Here is a 16,634-nt window from a genome sequence, read left to right as displayed (position 1 = left end):
CCCATGTCCTTATTGACTCCGCAGAGCTTCCAGGCTCGCGCTCAAGGCAACCTGATTCTGCCTTAGCTCGGTCAACTGAGCCTGGCTGCTACTCAGGCGGCCACGTATGGCTTCCAATGCCTCGCGGTCAGTATCACGTTGTTCTTCCAGGGTCTCAACTGCACGGGTCAATGAGGCCAGTTCTTGTTCCAACCCCTGCAAGCGTTCCGGATCCGTCACGGGCAAGTCATCCACCCGCTCCTCCAGTTCACGTTGCCCCCGGCGAAGCGTATCCCGTGCCTCGCGCAACGTACCCAGTGTCTCGGCCATGTTATCCAGACGCTCGCTATGGTGCTGCTGAGCGCTTTCGAAGCCGGACAATCGTGTGGCTAGAAAGGCTCGGCCATCCTCGCCGGCACGCTCCAGGGCATCCAGGGACGTGCGGATGGCTGCGATCAAGGCTTTCTGAGAATCGATCGCTTCCCCTAGTTCATTCAGACGCTGTTGCAGAGGTTCCAGTTCACTGTCGTCGATACCGGTCTCACGCACCGAGTCGAGAAGACGCTCCTGTTCTTCCACCCGCTGGCGCAGGGAACGATGATCATCAATCAGCGACTCGACTTGCCCTTCCAGGGAATCGACAGCACCGGTACGGTTATCGCCGAAGGCATCGAATCGGGCATGGACATTGGATAGCTGTCCTTCGAGGCGACGGATTTCTTCCAGCATGCCTTGGCGCTCTTGCCAAGCCAGGTAGCCCAAGCCACCGAGTGCCAGGCCGAGCAACACGATCAGACACCATAACGGCCATACGCGAGGGGAAGAAGAATAGCGGTACCGATGAGCCGCGATACTAGCATCGGCATCCGGGACGATGCGGGGCGTGTGGCGCTCTTCCTCCGGGCGCTCGGCCATAGAGAGACTCCTTAACCATGCACGAACAAGGCAGTGACGGTCGCCATTTGAGGTTGCCGTTACATGTCCGAGTGACGCTGTCGGAATTGGCGAGCATACCCCAGGGTGCTATGATGTCGCGACACCACCTTCGCAGATGCTTGGTATTGTAAGGTTTTTTTCGCCCGGACGGATAGCGGGCCAAGTCGTTTTGTCTCTTGCCAACCCTTGACGCCCGAGGCAGGAATCCCCATAACATCAGGCGCTGTTTTCATCGGTGACTAAAAGGAAAAAAGGAGTAATCATGGCATTTGAACTTCCCGCCCTGCCTTACGAGAAGAATGCGCTGGAACCGCATATCTCCGCCGAGACACTTGATTATCACTATGGCAAACATCATCAAGCCTATGTGACCAAGCTCAACGAACTGGTCGACGGCACTCCCGATGCCAACAAATCTCTCGAGGAGATCATCAAGTCCTCTTCCGGCGGCCTCTTCAATCAGGCAGCTCAGGTGTGGAATCACACATTCTACTGGCATTGCCTGTCACCCAATGGCGGCGGTGAGCCCAGCGGCGCTCTGGCTGATGCCATCAACGCCAAATTCGGTTCCTTCGACAAGTTCAAAGAGACCTTCAACGCTCAAGCCGTGGGTAACTTTGGCTCCGGTTGGACCTGGCTGATCAAGACTGACGATGGTGGCGTGGACATCGTCAATACGAGTAATGCTGACACTCCCATCGCTCATGGACAGACACCGCTGCTGACCATCGATGTGTGGGAACATGCTTACTACATCGACTATCGTAATGCGCGTCCCAAGTATCTGGAAAATGTCTGGAACCTGCTCAATTGGGACTTCGTCGCCCAAAATTTCAGCTGAATTCCAGTCATTCGGTGTATCATTGAGGTCCGTGATACGCTCAGTTGAATGATCAAAAAAGGCCCCACTATAGTGGGGCCTTCTTCGTTAATGACTATGGGGCTTCATGGGTCCGCTCTTCTTCCGATACCTCGATAGGTCAGGCCGCGTGCCGCCACATAACGAGGGTCATAAATATTGCGCCCATCAAGAACCAGACGCTCGCCAAGCATGTCTCCCAAGCGGCGCCAGTCAGGATTCCAGTAGCATTTCCATTCAGTGACCAGCATCAAGGCATCGGCTCCCTCGCACGCCTGATAAGGGTCATCGGGACACAAGGTCATCAACGGATGGGGACCGACATGCGCTTCCAGGGAGGCCAGAGCCGCCGGGTCGTGCAAGCGTACATGTACGCCTTGAGCCCACAAAGCATCGAGCAGCGTCAAGACCGGGGCATGATCGATACGTGTCGTGCCCGGCTTGAAGGCCACTCCCCATATCGCAACCGTGCGACCCTCCAACTGACCGTGAAAATGAGCCCACAGCTTACGAAACAGGGTCTCTTTCTTGTGCTCGTTGATATCCAGCACGCGATCGAGCAAGACCGAGGCCCGCCCACTGGCTGACTGGACATCGGCCAGCCGCATCAGGTCGCGCGAAAAATTCAGGCCACCGAAGCCGCATCCGGGGTACAGGTACTCGTAGCCGATGCGGCTATCCGCCCCCATGCCCTGACGCACATGCTCGACATCCACATCCAACGAATCGGCCAGACCGGCAATCTCGTTCATGTAGCTGATGCGTGTGGCCAACATGCCATTGATGGCCAGTTTGGTCAGCTCCGCGGCTCGGCGCGGCATGCGCTGGAAATTATCACTACGACGGTTGAAAGCCCGCAGCAATTCGCGAACTTGAATGGCGGCTTCATCATCCTCGCATCCCAGCAACCAGCGCGACGGTCGGGTGAAAACCTGCCAGGCACGCCCTTCCTCGAGCATATCGGGTAACGCAACGGCCACTTGGCCAATATGTCCCAGACATGACTCGAACTGTTCAGTGGTCCCTACAGGAAAGGTAGAGTTATTGATGACCACCAATGGCAAGGACTGACGGCTGGCCACATGGGCCACCAGGGCTTCGGCCTCTTGGCGCTGATCCGGGGCCAGGGCCAGCCATAGAATATCGGCTTCGTCGAGTTCTGTGTCGCCGGTGTGTTCCCCTAGAATTCGTAGCGTACCTCCCTGACAGGAAGCATGCAGATGGGCTAGCAGCTCAGGCTCCCGTGCCAACCATTCGGCTTCTCGTAACGCGTCCCAAGGCAAATCGGGATGAGGGGTCCAATCGACCCGGTGACCGACACTCGACAAAGCAGCTGCCGCCGTGGCCGAAGCTAGCTCACTTCCATGGACGATAACGCGCATCTCGTCTACTCCTGGCCGGCGTATCGGGCCAACAATTGGCTGAAATCATGCCCATACTTGGGGTGACGCTTGGCAAAAGCCAGAATCGCTTCCAAATAACCCAACTGGTGACCACAGTCGTAGGTGGTGCCCTGCATGCGATAAGCAGCTACGCCGCCCTGGCGACGAAGTTCGTCGATAGCATCGGTGAGTTGGATCTCGTTACCCGCACCAGGAGGGGTTTCTGCCAACAAGGGGAAGATCGACCCTGGCAGCAGGTAGCGGCCAATGACCGCCAGAGTGGAGGGTGCTTCCTCGACCGTAGGCTTTTCGACCACGCGAGTAATCCCGCCTGACTGACCCGGGGCCAGCTCAGGCGAGTCGAGTGCAACGATGCCGTACTTGTAAACCATGCTGCGGGGCACGTTTTCGACCATGATCTGAGCTTGGCCAGTGGTATTGAAAGCCTCCACCATGCCGGCCAAGTCATTACGGGCAAGTCCTTCTGCGTCGACCAGCACATCCGGCAGCAGTACGGCGAAGGGCTCGCTGTCACCGATGATGGGGCGCGCACAGAGAACGGCGTGACCAAGCCCTAGAGGCTCGGGCTGGCGAATACTGATGATCTTGACATCATCGGGGATGATATCGTGCAGCTCCTTGAGCAATTCGTGCTTGCCTTTGGCCTCGAGCGTACTCTCCAGTTCGAAGTGCTTGTCGAAATGGTTTTCGATAGCACCCTTGCTGGAGTGAGTGACCAGCACGATTTCCTTGATCCCTGCGGCCACGGCTTCTTCCACCACGTACTGGATCACCGGCTTGTCGACGATGGTGATCATTTCCTTGGGAATCGCTTTGGAAGCCGGCAGGCAACGAGTGCCGAAGCCGGCGACGGGGAGTACGGCCTTGCGGATCATTCGGGGTCCTTCCTTTCATAAGTTCTTGAGAGATTATGACATACCTCAGTTCCCCTGCATGTCTCGATCATGCGCACGACACCGGCATGATCGGGGTGTTCGATGACCCCTCGCTCGCAGACGATGGCATCGATCAGCGACGCTGGAGTGACATCGAACACCGGGTTGTAGATATTGATTTTTTCCGGAGCGACGACACGCTCTCCTTGATGCGTGAGTTCACGGGCATCGCGGGTTTCGATGGGAATCGCATCGCCGCTGGCGACCTCCAAGTCAAAGGTACTCGATGGAGCCACCACCATCACTTTGACACCAAAGTAACGTGCCTGAACAGCCAGCGCCAAGGTGCCGATCTTGTTGGCCACATCGCCGTTGGCCGCGATGCGATCGGCGCCAACGATCAACCAGCCGACCTTGCCTTGAGCCATCAGCAGCGATGCGGCGGAGTCGACCGCCAAGGTTACGGGAATTCCCTCTTGGTCGAGCTCCCACGCCGTCAAGCGAGCGCCTTGCAGCCAGGGGCGGGTTTCATTGGCATGGACATGGGTGATCAATCCCCTGCTCCAGGCACTGCGGATCACGCCCAGCGCCGTGCCGTGCCCTCCGGTGGCAAGTGCCCCGGTATTACAGTGTGTCATCACCGCACAGGGCGCCTCGCGAGAGATCAGGTCGGCGCCCAATTCTCCCATGGTGAGGTTATCGTCGAGATCCTGGCGATGAATGGTACGTGCCGCCTCGAGTAGCGCAGTTACCGGAGCCACCTCTTCATGCCGATGTATGGCGATGACCTGGTGCATACGCTCAAGGGCCCAGAACAGATTGACAGCGGTAGGGCGTGAAGCGGCCAGAATCGTTATGGCGGCTTCCACCCCGGGTTGCCAATCGCTGCCCCGTTGCTTCAGCGCTGCCAATACCACACCGTAAGCGGCAGTGATACCGATCGCGGGTGCACCACGCACCACCATCGCGCGAATCGCTTCAGCCGCACCATCGGCACTGGTCACATCCAGAGTCAGATGACGGTCCGGCAAAGCCCGCTGATCGAGTAGCTCGAGATGACCATCGTCACACCAGCGAATTGGCGTTATGGAAGGTACGGACATGATTTCTCCTGAAAGGTTCTTCCCGATCGCGATGGGAAAGCGGCGACTAGAGCGGGTAGAATAACGCTCATCATACCGAAGGAGACCTGCGATGCCATCCACCGCACCGCGTGATGTCGACCTGCTGATCGAGGCACGTTGGATATTGCCGATGAGCGATGGTTTACCGACACTCGAGGACCATGCCATCGCCATGCATGACGGGCACTTGCTAGGCCCTTGGCCGCAATCGGAAGCACGTCATCACGTTCGGCCGTTGCGAGTCGTGCGCCTGGACCATCATGCCTTGTTACCAGGGCTGATCAATGCCCACAATCATGCCGGCATGAGCTTGATGAGAGGGTTTGCCGACGACCTACCGTTGATGACATGGCTCAACGACCATATCTGGCCGGCCGAGGCTGCGCATGTGAACCCCGACTTCGTCGCTGCGGGCACCCGCTTGGCGTGTGCTGAAATGCTGCGCGGAGGTACCACGACCTTTGCTGACATGTATCTGGCACCTGAAGCGGTGGCCGGGGTCGTGGAGCGCTTGGGCATGCGCGTGCAATTATGTACGCCACTGATCGATTTTCCGACCCCCTGGGCACCTGACTTCGCGATCGGATTGACCAAGACCGAGGCTCTGCTCGAGCGTTATCGCGATCATCCCCGTATCTCATTGGCGCTAGGGCCTCATGCTCCCTATACGGTCAGCGACGAGAGCCTGACGCGCCTGCATGACGCTCATCTCCGACTCGGGCTGCCGATTCAGATGCATGTCCATGAGACCGCAGATGAGGTCGAGCAGGGTTTGGCGAAGGATGGTAAACGACCGCTGGCACGGTTGTTCGAGGCCGGTTTGCTAGGCCCCCATTTCCAAGCCGTGCACATGACCCAGATCGACGATCAGGACCTGGCTATTCTGCGTGAAACCGACACTCGCATTGTGCATTGCCCACAATCGAATCTGAAACTGGCCAGTGGCTTCTGCCCGGTAGCCCGCCTGCTTGATGCGGGCATCACCGTAGCGTTGGGAACCGATGGCGCTGCCAGTAACAATGACCTCGACATGTTCGATGAGCTCAAGTGCGCAGCATTACTGGCCAAAGGAGTCAGTGGCGATGCTGCGGCCTTACCCGCCATGGCAGCGCTGGCCATGGCCACGCGTGAAGGCGCCAAGGCACTTGGGCTGGAAGCGCGACTCGGTCAGCTACACCAAGGCTTCGAAGCGGATGTGATCGCCGTGGACCTGGAGCGCTTGAATACCGCTCCGGTGCATCATCCGGCCTCAGCCGTAGTCTATGCCATGCAAAGCCAGCAGGTCAGCCACGTCTGGATCGGCGGACAGCCATACCTGACTGATAGTGAGTTCGAGGCACTCGATGCCGAGGCCATACTTGCCAATACACACCACTACCAGAACGCTATGACCGCTACGGCGTCGCAGGGAAAGGAGCGAATGTAGATGGAAACCGCACAGGATCCCCACCAGTATCGCCAGAACGTCGATCAGGGCGAAATCGCCAAGTTCGAAGCCTTGGCCAGTCGCTGGTGGGACAAGGAAGGTGAGTTCAAACCCCTGCATGACATCAATCCGCTACGTCTCGATTTCATCGAAGCACGCGGTGGTCTGGCCGGCAAGACGGTCATCGATGTCGGCTGTGGCGGTGGCATCTTGAGCGAAGCGATGGCACACCGTGGGGCCAAGGTTACGGCCATCGACATGGGGGATGCTCCGTTATCGGTGGCACGCCTGCATCAGCAGGAAAGTGGTGTCGATGTCGATTACCGCCAGGCCAGTGCTGAAGAAATGGCCGCTACCCATCCAGGAGAGTACGATGTCGTGACTTGCATGGAAATGCTTGAGCACGTCCCGGATCCACAAGCGGTGGTACGTGCCTGCGCGACACTAGTCAAGCCCGGTGGGCAGGTATTCTTCTCGACTGTCAACCGCAATCCCAAGGCTTATGCTTTCGCTATCTTGGGGGCCGAGTACGTGCTGCGTTTGTTGCCCAAGGGAACCCACGATTATCGCAAGTTCATTCGCCCATCGGAGTTGTCGAGCTGGTGTCGCGCCACAGGGTTGAAAGTCTGTGAGCAAAGCGGCCTGGTCTATAATCCTATGATGCGCCGCTACCGGCTCGATGCGCGTGACGTCTCAGTCAACTACCTGATGCACTGTCGACTGGAGATGCCATGATGAGCAATGCTTCTGCCCTGCCGCGCGCCCTACTCTTCGATCTGGACGGTACCTTGGTGGATACTGCCCCGGATCTGGCTCGGGCAACTAACGCTTTACGCGCGCATCATGGCCTTGAGGCACTGCCCTTTCCCATCATTCGTGCCCAAGTCTCCAACGGTGGCAGCGCGCTGGTCACGCTGGCGTTGGGGTTGGAGCAAGGGGCCGATGGACATGCTGAGGCACGCACCTTCCTGCTCGAATCCTATGGGCGGGATGTCGCCGCCGAAAGTCGTTTGTTTCCCGGGCTTGACTCTCTACTTGGCGCCTGGTCCATCCCACCCCGCGTGTGGGGTATCGTCACCAACAAGCCGCGCGCTTACGCAGTCCCACTGATCGAGGCACTGGGGCTAATTCCTGGAGCACTTCTCTGTGCTGACGATCTGCCAGTGAAGAAGCCCTCTCCAGAGCCCTTGTGGGAAGCCGCACATCGATTGGGCGTGAGCGCTGGTGATTGCTGGTACATCGGTGATCACCGCCGGGACATGCAGGCAGCCCGGGCTGCTGGTATGACGGCTATCGCTGTGGGCTATGGCTATCTGGACGAGAACGACGATATCCAGGCCTGGCCGGCGGACCGCTGGTTCGAATCCCCTCAGGCCCTGATCCAAGCACTACAGCAGCGCTGATGCAATACGGCCTCCGCTAGCGGAGGCCGTATTGAATATTGGGCCTTGGATTAGCTCTTGGGTGGCTGAGCATCGAAACGCTCACCGTTGTGGCCGCAGCTGTCGGGTCCCATCAGCCACAGATAGGTAGGCATGATCTCATCGGGGGTGCGTAGTTTGTCAGGGTCTTCGGCAGGATAGGCGGTTTTGCGCATCTGCGTACGAGTCGCGCCAGGATTGAGGCTGTTGATACGCAGTGTTCCCAGATGCTCCAACTCTTCGGCCAGCACTTCCACAAAGCCTTCTGTGGCAAACTTGGAAACGGCATACCCCCCCCAATAGGCACGCCCTTTGCGACCAACACTCGAGGAAGTGAAGATGACAGAGGCATCCTTGGAAGCCTTCAGTAATGGCAACAATGCCTGGGTCATCCAGATTGGGCCATTGAAGTTGACTTGCATCACCTGTTCCCAGAGCTCGGGGTTGTATTGCTCGAAGGGGGTGATCCGGCCCAGCAATCCCGCGTTGTGCAGCAGACCATCGAGCCGACCGAACTCCTTGTCCAGAGTGTCGGCCATGTCCTGAAAGTCCTTGAGAGTCGCCCCCTCGAAGTTCAATGGGAAAATGGCCGGCTGAGGGCCGCCTGCAGCCTCGATCTCGTCGTAGACCTTCTCCAGCTTGGCAATGGTGCGTCCCAGCAGAATCACTGTTGCTCCATGGCCAGCATAGGCCAATGCGGCGGCCCGTCCGATGCCATCACCAGCACCTGTCACCAGAATTACCCTGCCCGCAAGCAGTTCCACAGAGGGGCGATAATCGATCTTGCAGCTCATCGATACTCCTTAGGTGACAACCGCTAGATTCCTGATTGATTCAGGAAATCGTTGGCCATTCCGGCCGCACTGCTCTGCGGATAGTCATCACGCACCCGGATCAGCAGTTCTCGGCTGACATCGGGTTGTCCTTGACGCGCCCGAAGCAGTCCCAGCTTGTAAAGGGCATCGGGAACCTTGTTGCTCTGCGGGTAATCGTTGATCACCGTCTCAAAGGCTTGCGCTGCCGGTTCAAGCTCGGACTGCGCCGAGTAGAGCTCACCCAGCCAATAATGGCCATTGGCAGTGAGGCTATTGTCAGGGTAGTTGTTGACGAATGCTTCAAAAGCTTGAATGGCTGCCGGGAAATCACGATTCTGGACATGCTGGAAGGCCTGCTGATAAGCCGCCCGGGCATCCTCAGTAGGACCGCCGGGGCCTCCGGCATCGCTGGGGCCACTCGGTGCAGCAGTAGCGATATCGCGAGCGGTATCGGCATCTACCTGAGTCCCGGGTTGAGGCTGGCCACCGAGACCGCCACCGGCCAGAATGCGTTCTTCCAGATCAAGGTAGCGTTCCTGGGAAAGGCGACGCAACTGCTCGATCTGATAACGCAACTCTTCGAGCTGGCCACGGAGTTGCTGGATCTCTTGCTGGTTGGCCTGCATCTGATTGAAGAGCACCAGGTTGCCACCGGCCTCTTCACGGATTTGCGTTTGATCGTAGAAGCTCTGCGGTTGTTGTCCCGTGAGATCTTCCACTACAGGGGCGGCCCATACGGACAGCGGGAGCACCAGGGCTCCCGCGCCGCACAGTCCTTTCAGACTGCGTTTCATGCTTTACTCCACTGGAGCCTAGTCACGCGGGTTTCAGTAAGAGAATACCACGCGACGATTCTGGGCGTAGGCATCTTCACTATGTCCACGGACAGCCGGACGCTCTTCACCATAGCTGACGATCTCGAACTGTGATGGTGATACACCCTGCACAGTCAGGAATCGCTCGACGGACTGAGCCCGACGCTCGCCCAACGCCATGTTGTACTCACGCGTGCCGCGCTCATCGGAATGTCCTTCCAACACGACTCTGGCATTGCCATTGCTACGCAGGTACTGGGCGTGTGCGGTAAGCACCGACTGGAACTCGCTACGGATCTGATCGCTATCGAAATCGAAGTAGATGGTACGCACATCGGGAATACGGCCTTGCTGGCCAGCTTGCATCGACGTGCCACCGGCCTGGCCAGACATCATACCCTGCCCCTGCCCTGCAACACCTCCGGTACCGCTGCCAGCGGTGCCATCCAGGGCCCCATCCTGGGTACCGCCGCTGCTGGAACAGCCGGCCACGAAAGCAAGGGACAAGGCGACTGCCAGACTCTTGGCGTACGGTTTGAATTGCATTGTCAACTCCTTGTTAGGATCGAATGACACGTTGTGAGTATCACGTCAGTTCAAGAACGGCGACCATGCGGGCTCCCGCACATCGCCTTGCGCGGCGGGCAGCCGGAAAGAGGCATTGCCATCAGCCGATACGGCCCCCAGCACCCCGCTGTTTCCCTGCTGGGTGGCGAAGATTACCATGCTGCCATTGGGCGCAACACTGGGAGATTCATCCCAACGGGAATCGGTCAGTGTCACAAGGCGATCGGTCTCCAGATCCTGCTTGGCAATTTGATAGCCATTGCCGCTGCGATGAACCAGGAACATCGACTCGCCATCGGGTGAGTAACGCCCACGTGCATTGTAATTACCTGTAAAGGTTATGCGCTCGGCCTGCCCGCTGGCAATATCGTAGCGATACAATTGCGGTCCGCCACTACGATCGGAGGTAAAGACGAGCTTACTCCCATCGGGTGACCAGCTTGGTTCGGTGTCGATCGCAGAATTGTTGGTAAGGCGCTGAAAACTGCGATTAGCGATATCCATCACGTAGATTTCCGGCTGGCCATCCTTCGACAGCGACATCGCCAGTTTGCGACCATCCGGCGACCAGGCAGGCGCACTATTGAGCCCCGGGAACGACGTTGCACGGACGCGACGGCTCGATCCCAGTTCCTGGATATAGATTGCGGGCCGCTCGGTTTCGAAGGAAACATAGGCTAGCTTGCTGCCATCCGGCGACCAGGCGGGAGACAGAATCGGTTGGTTGGAGGACAGGATCTCCTGGCTATTGCGTCCGTCGGCATCGGCAACATACAGCCCGTAACGGATGTTATCGCCACTCCCTTGAGACGTCACATAAGCGATCTTGGTGGAAAAGGCCCCCCGGACCCCGGTAATCGCTTCGTAGATCTTATCGCTGATGTAGTGCGCCGTTCTACGCAGTTGTTCGGTATTCGAGGTGATGTATTCCCCGATCATGCGGCGCTCGCCATAGACATCCAGGAGCTCATACTGGACACGATAGCCGCCTCCTTCCTGGGCGACTTCCCCTACGACCAAGTAGTCGCTATCCACGGCACGCCAGTCACGATAGTTAACGTCCTCGCTACGAGTGGGACGCGAAATCAACGAGTCACGAGCCAGTGGCTCGAACTGCCCGCTACGCTTGAGGTCGTCGCTGATCACTTGAGCGACATCCTCTGGCAACGAGAGATTCCCCTCAGAGGCAAAAGGCACAATGGCTATAGGTGTAGCTCGATCACTGCCGCGGGTGATCTCGATGGTTAGGTCGGCTTGGGCCTGAACAGCGACAAACATCAGTATCGCACCCAGCCATAGGGTCAAATAACGTTTCATCAGCGCACATCCCCTGGTTGGAATCTCAAGTTGAATTGACGGAACTCACGTTGCGTTGAGGCGGGTAAGCGCATCAGTTCGGTGAATGGCTCAGCTCGCTGTACCGCTTGTAACGCAGACTGGTCGAACGCGCTGTCACCACTGCTTTGGCTGACAGAGGCACCAAGAAGTTCGCCTGAAGGGCCAAGCCGAACCGTGATGGTCGCCACAACTCCCTGATTGCTGCCCGCCGGAATTGCCCATGACTGCTCTACCGCACGCCGAACCAGGTTGATGAAACCATTGGCAGCTTCCTGGCCCTGCTGTGCATTGGCAACAGCTGAAGCTTCTCCAGCAATGGCCTCGTCGAGACTTTGACTGGCAGCTTCAGCAGCTCGCCTGGCCGCTTCCTGACGACGGGCCTCCTCTTCCTGACGCTGTCGTTCGGCCTCGGCTTGACGACGAGCCTCCTCTTCCTGACGCTGACGTTCGGCCTCGGCCTGGCGACGAGCCTCCTCTTCCTGGCGCTGGCGTTCGGCCTCGGCCTGGCGACGAGCCTCCTCTTCCTGACGCTGACGTTCGGCCTCGGCCTGGCGACGAGCCTCCTCTTCCTGGCGCTGGCGTTCGGCCTCGGCTTGACGACGAGCCTCCTCTTCCTGGCGCTGGCGTTCGGCCTCAGCCTGACGACGCTCCTCTTCCTGACGCTGGCGCTCGAGTTCGGCCTGGCGTTGACGTTCGGCTTCCTCGGCGCGGCGATTAGCTTGTTGCTCGGCTTCCTCGGCACGACGTTGCGCTTCCTCTTCCGCCTGCTGACGGGCAACTTCCCGCTCACGTTGGGCGGCTTGACGTTCTGCTTCTGCCTGGGCGCGTTGTTCCTGTGCTTGGCGCTCGGCCTCAGCCTGCTCCGCTGCTTGGCGTTCCGCTTCCTCGGCGGCTTTGGCTTCCTCTTCGGCCTGACGGGCAGCCGCCCGTTCACGTGCCTCTTGGGCACGCTGCGCCTGATCGGTAACGGTTTCGTTACTGACCAAGGTCGCCTGAACGATCGATGACGACGATGGATCGGCATCACGCGATGGCAGGCTGATCACGCTCACCACCAGTACCAACACATGCAGCCCAATGGCGAGTATCGCTGGCAGGCCATAGCCTACACGCTGGTCGTGTCTGGCCATGACAATACCTCAACTCTCACGCGAATCACTGGTTGGTGGTTCGGAAATCAGTCCAACGTTCGCCACACCGGCCACCTGCAGGGTGCTCATCAGAGTGACGACCTGCCCGTAGGAAACGTTGCGATCACCTCGCACCATGACGGGAGTGTCCGGACGCCGATTGAGTATGGCGATCACGCGATCGGAGATATCCTCCAGCGATACCGGAGTTTCCTCATCTCCCAGCGAAATAAAATACTGCCCTTCCCGGTCCACGGAGACGATGACCGGCTCGCGATCCTCCATGTCCTCGATGGGTTTCGACGTTACCTGAGGGAGATCGACTTGCACTCCCTGAGTCAGCATGGGGGCCGTGATCATGAAGATCACCAACAGTACCAGCATGACATCGATGAACGGTACGACGTTGATTTCGCCCATGGGCTTGCGGCTACCGCCGCGATGGAACGGACCATGCATCTCTGGTACTCCCTCAGGCCGCGCCGCTGCTGTCGCCACGTCCCTGCAGATTGCGGTGCAGGATCGAATGGAACTCTTCGGCAAAGTCCTCGTATTTGCCCAGTAGCTTGCTGGACTCGGACGACAGCCGGTTATAGAAGATGACCGCGGGAATGGCGGCAAACAGCCCCATGGCGGTAGCAATCAAGGCTTCGGCAATCCAGGGAGCCACCGTCGAAAGCGTCGCCTGCTGCGCCATGGATAAGCTCTGGAAGGAGCCCATGATCCCCCACACGGTCCCAAACAGGCCGATATACGGGCTGGCTGATGCCACTGTGGCAAGGAACACCAGATGCAGGGTCAAGCGTTCCTCTTCACGAGACCAAGCAACCCGCATACTGCGCTGCACACCATCAAGGATCGATTGGGGGCTACGAGTTTTGGGCAACAGGCGATTGAACTCACGAAAGCCAGCCCGAAAGACTTGCTCGGCACCGACAGTTTCCTGCTCGGAAGGCGTCTCGCGATATAGCTCGTTCAGATCGATACCGGACCAGAAGCGCTCCTCGAAGTTCTGATGAGCCCTTCTGGCCCGACGAATCACGAAGCTGCGCTGAAAGATCACGATCCAGGATAAAACCGAACCTACCGTGAGAATCAGCATGACGAGCTGTACCACGGCACTGGCATTCATGATCAGATGGGGAATGGACATGGAGTCGTTCACGGGTGTCCTCGTCAGTCTTGCAAATTAACCGTTAATTGCCGCGGCAAGCGCCGTCGGCCAGCGTATTGGCCTGAGTCGCACCGCATCCACGCAGGCGATGTCGACCCTGGCATCACAAAGGGGTTCCCCGCAGCAAGTGACTTCCTGACGAAAACTCAGCCGGCAGGAGGAAAAATCCTCGATATCAGCGCTAACCAGCAGGGCATCGTCGAGTCGGGCGGGCTTGGCATAACGGCACTCCAGACGGTGCACTACCAACTGGATGCCAATTTCGAGCAGTTCGCGTTGCGTAAAGCCGCATCGGCGGAGCCACTCACTGCGCGCCCGCTCCATATATTTGAGATAGTTGACGTAATAAACGATGCCTCCCGCATCGGTATCTTCGATATAGACAGTCACCGGCCATTGAAATCCCTGACTCATCAGCGAACCTCGTCGCTGGCATGGGGGATATCATCCCGTGCCGCCAGACCGAAGTGCAGATAGGCTTGGCGAGTGACGACCCGCCCCCTTGCCGTCCGCATCATGAACCCCTGTTGAATCAGGTAGGGCTCGATGACATCCTCGATTGTATCGCGTTCCTCACTGATGGCAGCGGCCAGCGAGTCGACCCCTACCGGCCCTCCATCGAATTTTTCGATCATCGCCAGCAACAGACGACGATCCATGTGGTCCAGGCCATGTCGGTCGACATGCAACATATTCAACGCCTGATCGGCGATTTCGGCATTCAGTTGGCCGTTGCCACGCACCTCGGCAAAATCACGTACACGCCGTAATAGACGATTAGCGATGCGCGGCGTTCCCCGTGCGCGACGTGCAATTTCAGCAGCTCCCTCACGGTCCGCTTCGACCCTCAGTAGCCGCGCGGAACGAGCGACGATCTCGGTTAGATCGTCGATTCCGTAGAACTCCAAACGCTGAACGATACCGAACCGGTCGCGTAGCGGCGACGTCAGGAGTCCGGCTCGCGTCGTGGCCCCTACCAAGGTGAAAGGAGGCAGATCGAGCTTGATGGAACGTGCCGCCGGCCCTTCGCCAATGACGATGTCGAGCTGAAAATCCTCCATGGCGGGATACAGCACTTCCTCGACGACAGGCGAGAGACGATGGATCTCATCGATGAACAGCACATCCCCAGGTTGCAGATTGGTGAGCATGGCTGCCAAGTCGCCAGCACGCTCCAGCACGGGACCAGACGTTGACTTGATATCGACATTCATCTCGGCGGCAATGATATTGGCCAACGTCGTCTTGCCCAGCCCAGGCGGCCCGAACACCAGCGTATGGTCGAGACTTTCAGCACGCCCGCGAGCAGCACTGATGAAAATTTCGAGTTGCTCGCGTGCCCCGGGTTGACCGATATATTCGACCAGCCGCCGAGGACGAATGGCGTGGTCGACACGCCCTTCATCAGCCTGTGGCTGAGCGGCAATCAGTCGATCACTTTCGATCATGGAATCGTCCATCCATCGATATGCTTCCTTTCCATCAACCTGCTAGCTTGCGGGCCAGCGCCGCCTTGATCAAGGCCTCGGTGGATAGCTCGTCGCCAAGGCCGGACAGCATGCGAGATGCTTCGGTCGGCTTGTAGCCCAGCGATACCAGAGCAGCTTCGGCGTCCACCATGGCATTCGCCTCCGTAGGCCGAGTACTTGTAGCTTGGCCAGGTATCCCATCCAGGGTAGCGCGCGTCCATTGAGGAAAACGGTCGCGCATTTCGATGATCAGCCGCTCGGCGGTCTTCTTTCCGACCCCCGGCAAGCGCGTCAAGGCCTTGATGTCATCATCCATCACACAACGAATGAATTGCTCTTCTTCCATGCCGGACAGAATCGCAAGAGCCAGTTTGGGGCCGACACCGTTGACCTTGATCAAGGCACGAAACAGGGAGCGTTCCTGCTCGCGTGCGAAACCATAGAGCAAGTGAGCATCCTCGCGCACCGCAAGATGGGTATAGAGTTGTACCACCTCACCTGGTGCCGGAAGCGCAACCAGCGTGTTCATGGATGCTTCCAGCTCATAGCCAACCCCAGCCACGTCAATGACCAGCCAAGGGGGTTGTTTATCCAATAGTGTGCCACGCAGGCGTCCAATCATGGCTATTACACGCTTCAATGAGTGTGGTTGCAGGCCACTATACTCATCGGTCGTTCGACTGACCAGCAGTTCTATCAAACGCTGTTTGATAATTTAGCGTAATGAAACTGCCGCGAGGTCACATCTCAGTTGGGGCGGTAGTCCCGCCAACTCCCTCCCCGCCCTTTGCTACCACGCCGGCCACCAAAACTGCCGGTCTGGACCAGTCCGAGGCGGGCATGGGCGTGGGTCAGAGCGATGGCAAGGGCATCAGCCGCGTCAGCTTGAGGGGTACCGTCCAGCCCCAGAATAGCTGTCACCATATGCTGTACTTGGCGCTTGTCGGCTGCTCCAGTACCGGTCACCGCCTGCTTGATCTGGCGTGGCCCATATTCGCTGACCGGCAAACCATGGTTGGCGGCACACACGATGGCCGTACCGCGCGCCTGGCCGAGTTTCAGGGCCGAATCGGCGTTGTTGGCCATGAAGACCTGTTCGATAGCGAATTCACCAGGTCGATGCACGGCGATCAGCTCGCTGATGCCTGCATAGATCTGGGCAAGCCGCTGGGCCAGATCATCCGCTTGGAGACGAATGCAGCCACTGGCCACATAGACGGGCTTGGCAGCTCCGGCATCGATGACGCCATAACCCGTGAGGCGTGAACCGGGGTCGATGCCGAGGATCAGCATCGCCGGCATA

19 protein-coding genes are annotated in these 16,634 nt (G+C 58.4%); 4 read left to right on the top strand and 15 right to left on the bottom strand.

Going from position 1 to position 16,634, the window contains the following annotated elements:
* Window positions 1-9 precede the first annotated feature (9 nt).
* Complete coding sequence (locus L861_RS03265; protein WP_016415130.1) at window positions 10-894, bottom strand: coiled-coil domain-containing protein; 885 nt, start codon at window positions 892-894, stop codon at window positions 10-12.
* Between the two features lie 283 nt (window positions 895-1,177).
* On the opposite strand from L861_RS03265, the gene L861_RS03260 reads away from it, so the two are divergent.
* On the top strand, window positions 1,178-1,756 hold the full coding sequence (locus L861_RS03260) for a superoxide dismutase (protein ID WP_016415129.1): 579 nt from the start codon (window positions 1,178-1,180) through the stop codon (window positions 1,754-1,756).
* A gap of 104 nt (window positions 1,757-1,860) precedes the next feature.
* On the opposite strand, the gene L861_RS03255 is transcribed toward L861_RS03260, so the two are convergent.
* Genes L861_RS03255 through mtnA form a run of 3 tightly spaced genes read right to left on the bottom strand, consistent with a single transcriptional unit; the run spans window position 1,861 to window position 5,155 of the window.
* Window positions 1,861-3,156 carry a nucleotide sugar dehydrogenase gene (locus L861_RS03255; RefSeq protein WP_016415128.1) on the bottom strand — a complete coding sequence of 432 codons (1,296 nt, stop codon included), beginning with the start codon at window positions 3,154-3,156 and terminating at the stop codon, window positions 1,861-1,863.
* Between the two features lie 5 nt (window positions 3,157-3,161).
* The gene (gene galU / locus L861_RS03250; protein ID WP_016415127.1) at window positions 3,162-4,052 is read right to left on the bottom strand and encodes a UTP--glucose-1-phosphate uridylyltransferase GalU; all 891 of its coding nucleotides are present in this window, start codon (window positions 4,050-4,052) and stop codon (window positions 3,162-3,164) included.
* Complete coding sequence (gene mtnA, locus L861_RS03245) at window positions 4,049-5,155, bottom strand: S-methyl-5-thioribose-1-phosphate isomerase (protein ID WP_016415126.1); 1,107 nt, start codon at window positions 5,153-5,155, stop codon at window positions 4,049-4,051. Before mtnA ends, galU begins: the two co-directional genes overlap by 4 nt.
* Before the next feature lie 91 nt (window positions 5,156-5,246).
* Here mtnA and L861_RS03240 point away from each other — a divergent pair, with 91 nt between their 5' ends.
* From L861_RS03240 to L861_RS03230, 3 genes are read left to right on the top strand one after another with little or no spacing between them, the layout of a single operon-like run.
* Entirely contained in the window at window positions 5,247-6,602 is a 1,356-nt protein-coding gene (locus tag L861_RS03240) for a TRZ/ATZ family hydrolase (protein ID WP_016415125.1), read from the top strand.
* Window positions 6,603-7,337, top strand: coding sequence for a bifunctional 2-polyprenyl-6-hydroxyphenol methylase/3-demethylubiquinol 3-O-methyltransferase UbiG (gene ubiG / locus L861_RS03235; RefSeq protein ID WP_016415124.1), 735 nt, complete (start codon window positions 6,603-6,605; stop codon window positions 7,335-7,337).
* Window positions 7,334-8,005 carry an HAD family hydrolase gene (locus tag L861_RS03230; RefSeq protein WP_027947470.1) on the top strand — a complete coding sequence of 224 codons (672 nt, stop codon included), beginning with the start codon at window positions 7,334-7,336 and terminating at the stop codon, window positions 8,003-8,005. Before ubiG ends, L861_RS03230 begins: the two co-directional genes overlap by 4 nt.
* A gap of 50 nt (window positions 8,006-8,055) precedes the next feature.
* On the opposite strand, the gene L861_RS03225 is transcribed toward L861_RS03230, so the two are convergent.
* The 11 genes from L861_RS03225 to ruvC all read right to left on the bottom strand — a co-directional run bounded on the left by L861_RS03225 (window position 8,056) and on the right by ruvC (window position 16,624).
* Window positions 8,056-8,817 (bottom strand): YciK family oxidoreductase, encoded by a 762-nt coding sequence (locus L861_RS03225; protein ID WP_016415122.1) that lies wholly within the window; start codon window positions 8,815-8,817, stop codon window positions 8,056-8,058.
* A 23-nt stretch (window positions 8,818-8,840) separates the two neighbouring features.
* Entirely contained in the window at window positions 8,841-9,632 is a 792-nt protein-coding gene (ybgF, locus tag L861_RS03220; protein WP_016415121.1) for a tol-pal system protein YbgF, read from the bottom strand.
* Between the two features lie 33 nt (window positions 9,633-9,665).
* A complete protein-coding gene (gene pal / locus L861_RS03215) occupies window positions 9,666-10,199 on the bottom strand; it encodes a peptidoglycan-associated lipoprotein Pal (RefSeq protein ID WP_016415120.1) in 534 nt (177 codons plus the stop codon).
* 45 nt (window positions 10,200-10,244) lie between these two features.
* A complete protein-coding gene (gene tolB / locus L861_RS03210) occupies window positions 10,245-11,537 on the bottom strand; it encodes a Tol-Pal system beta propeller repeat protein TolB (protein ID WP_016415119.1) in 1,293 nt (430 codons plus the stop codon).
* On the bottom strand, window positions 11,537-12,688 hold the full coding sequence (gene tolA, locus L861_RS03205; RefSeq protein ID WP_016415118.1) for a cell envelope integrity protein TolA: 1,152 nt from the start codon (window positions 12,686-12,688) through the stop codon (window positions 11,537-11,539). Before tolA ends, tolB begins: the two co-directional genes overlap by 1 nt.
* 9 nt (window positions 12,689-12,697) lie before the next feature.
* Window positions 12,698-13,147, bottom strand: coding sequence for a protein TolR (gene tolR / locus L861_RS03200; RefSeq protein WP_016415117.1), 450 nt, complete (start codon window positions 13,145-13,147; stop codon window positions 12,698-12,700).
* 13 nt (window positions 13,148-13,160) lie between these two features.
* Window positions 13,161-13,853, bottom strand: a complete 693-nt coding sequence (tolQ, locus tag L861_RS03195) for a protein TolQ (RefSeq protein ID WP_027947472.1) — start codon at window positions 13,851-13,853, stop codon at window positions 13,161-13,163.
* 24 nt (window positions 13,854-13,877) lie between these two features.
* Entirely contained in the window at window positions 13,878-14,276 is a 399-nt protein-coding gene (gene ybgC, locus L861_RS03190) for a tol-pal system-associated acyl-CoA thioesterase (RefSeq protein ID WP_016415115.1), read from the bottom strand.
* On the bottom strand, window positions 14,276-15,310 hold the full coding sequence (gene ruvB / locus L861_RS03185) for a Holliday junction branch migration DNA helicase RuvB (protein WP_035567731.1): 1,035 nt from the start codon (window positions 15,308-15,310) through the stop codon (window positions 14,276-14,278). Before ruvB ends, ybgC begins: the two co-directional genes overlap by 1 nt.
* Window positions 15,311-15,344: 34 nt before the next feature.
* Window positions 15,345-15,953, bottom strand: a complete 609-nt coding sequence (ruvA, locus tag L861_RS03180; protein ID WP_016415113.1) for a Holliday junction branch migration protein RuvA — start codon at window positions 15,951-15,953, stop codon at window positions 15,345-15,347.
* Window positions 15,954-16,078: 125 nt separating this feature from the next.
* Window positions 16,079-16,624 (bottom strand): crossover junction endodeoxyribonuclease RuvC, encoded by a 546-nt coding sequence (gene ruvC, locus L861_RS03175; protein WP_027947473.1) that lies wholly within the window; start codon window positions 16,622-16,624, stop codon window positions 16,079-16,081.
* Between the last annotated feature and the right edge of the window lie 10 nt (window positions 16,625-16,634).

The sequence above is a fragment of the Litchfieldella anticariensis FP35 = DSM 16096 genome (assembly GCF_000409775.1).
GTDB lineage: Bacteria > Pseudomonadota > Gammaproteobacteria > Pseudomonadales > Halomonadaceae > Litchfieldella > Litchfieldella anticariensis.
Note: the sequence above shows the minus strand (reverse complement) of the source record. Positions and strands in the feature narration are given on the sequence as shown.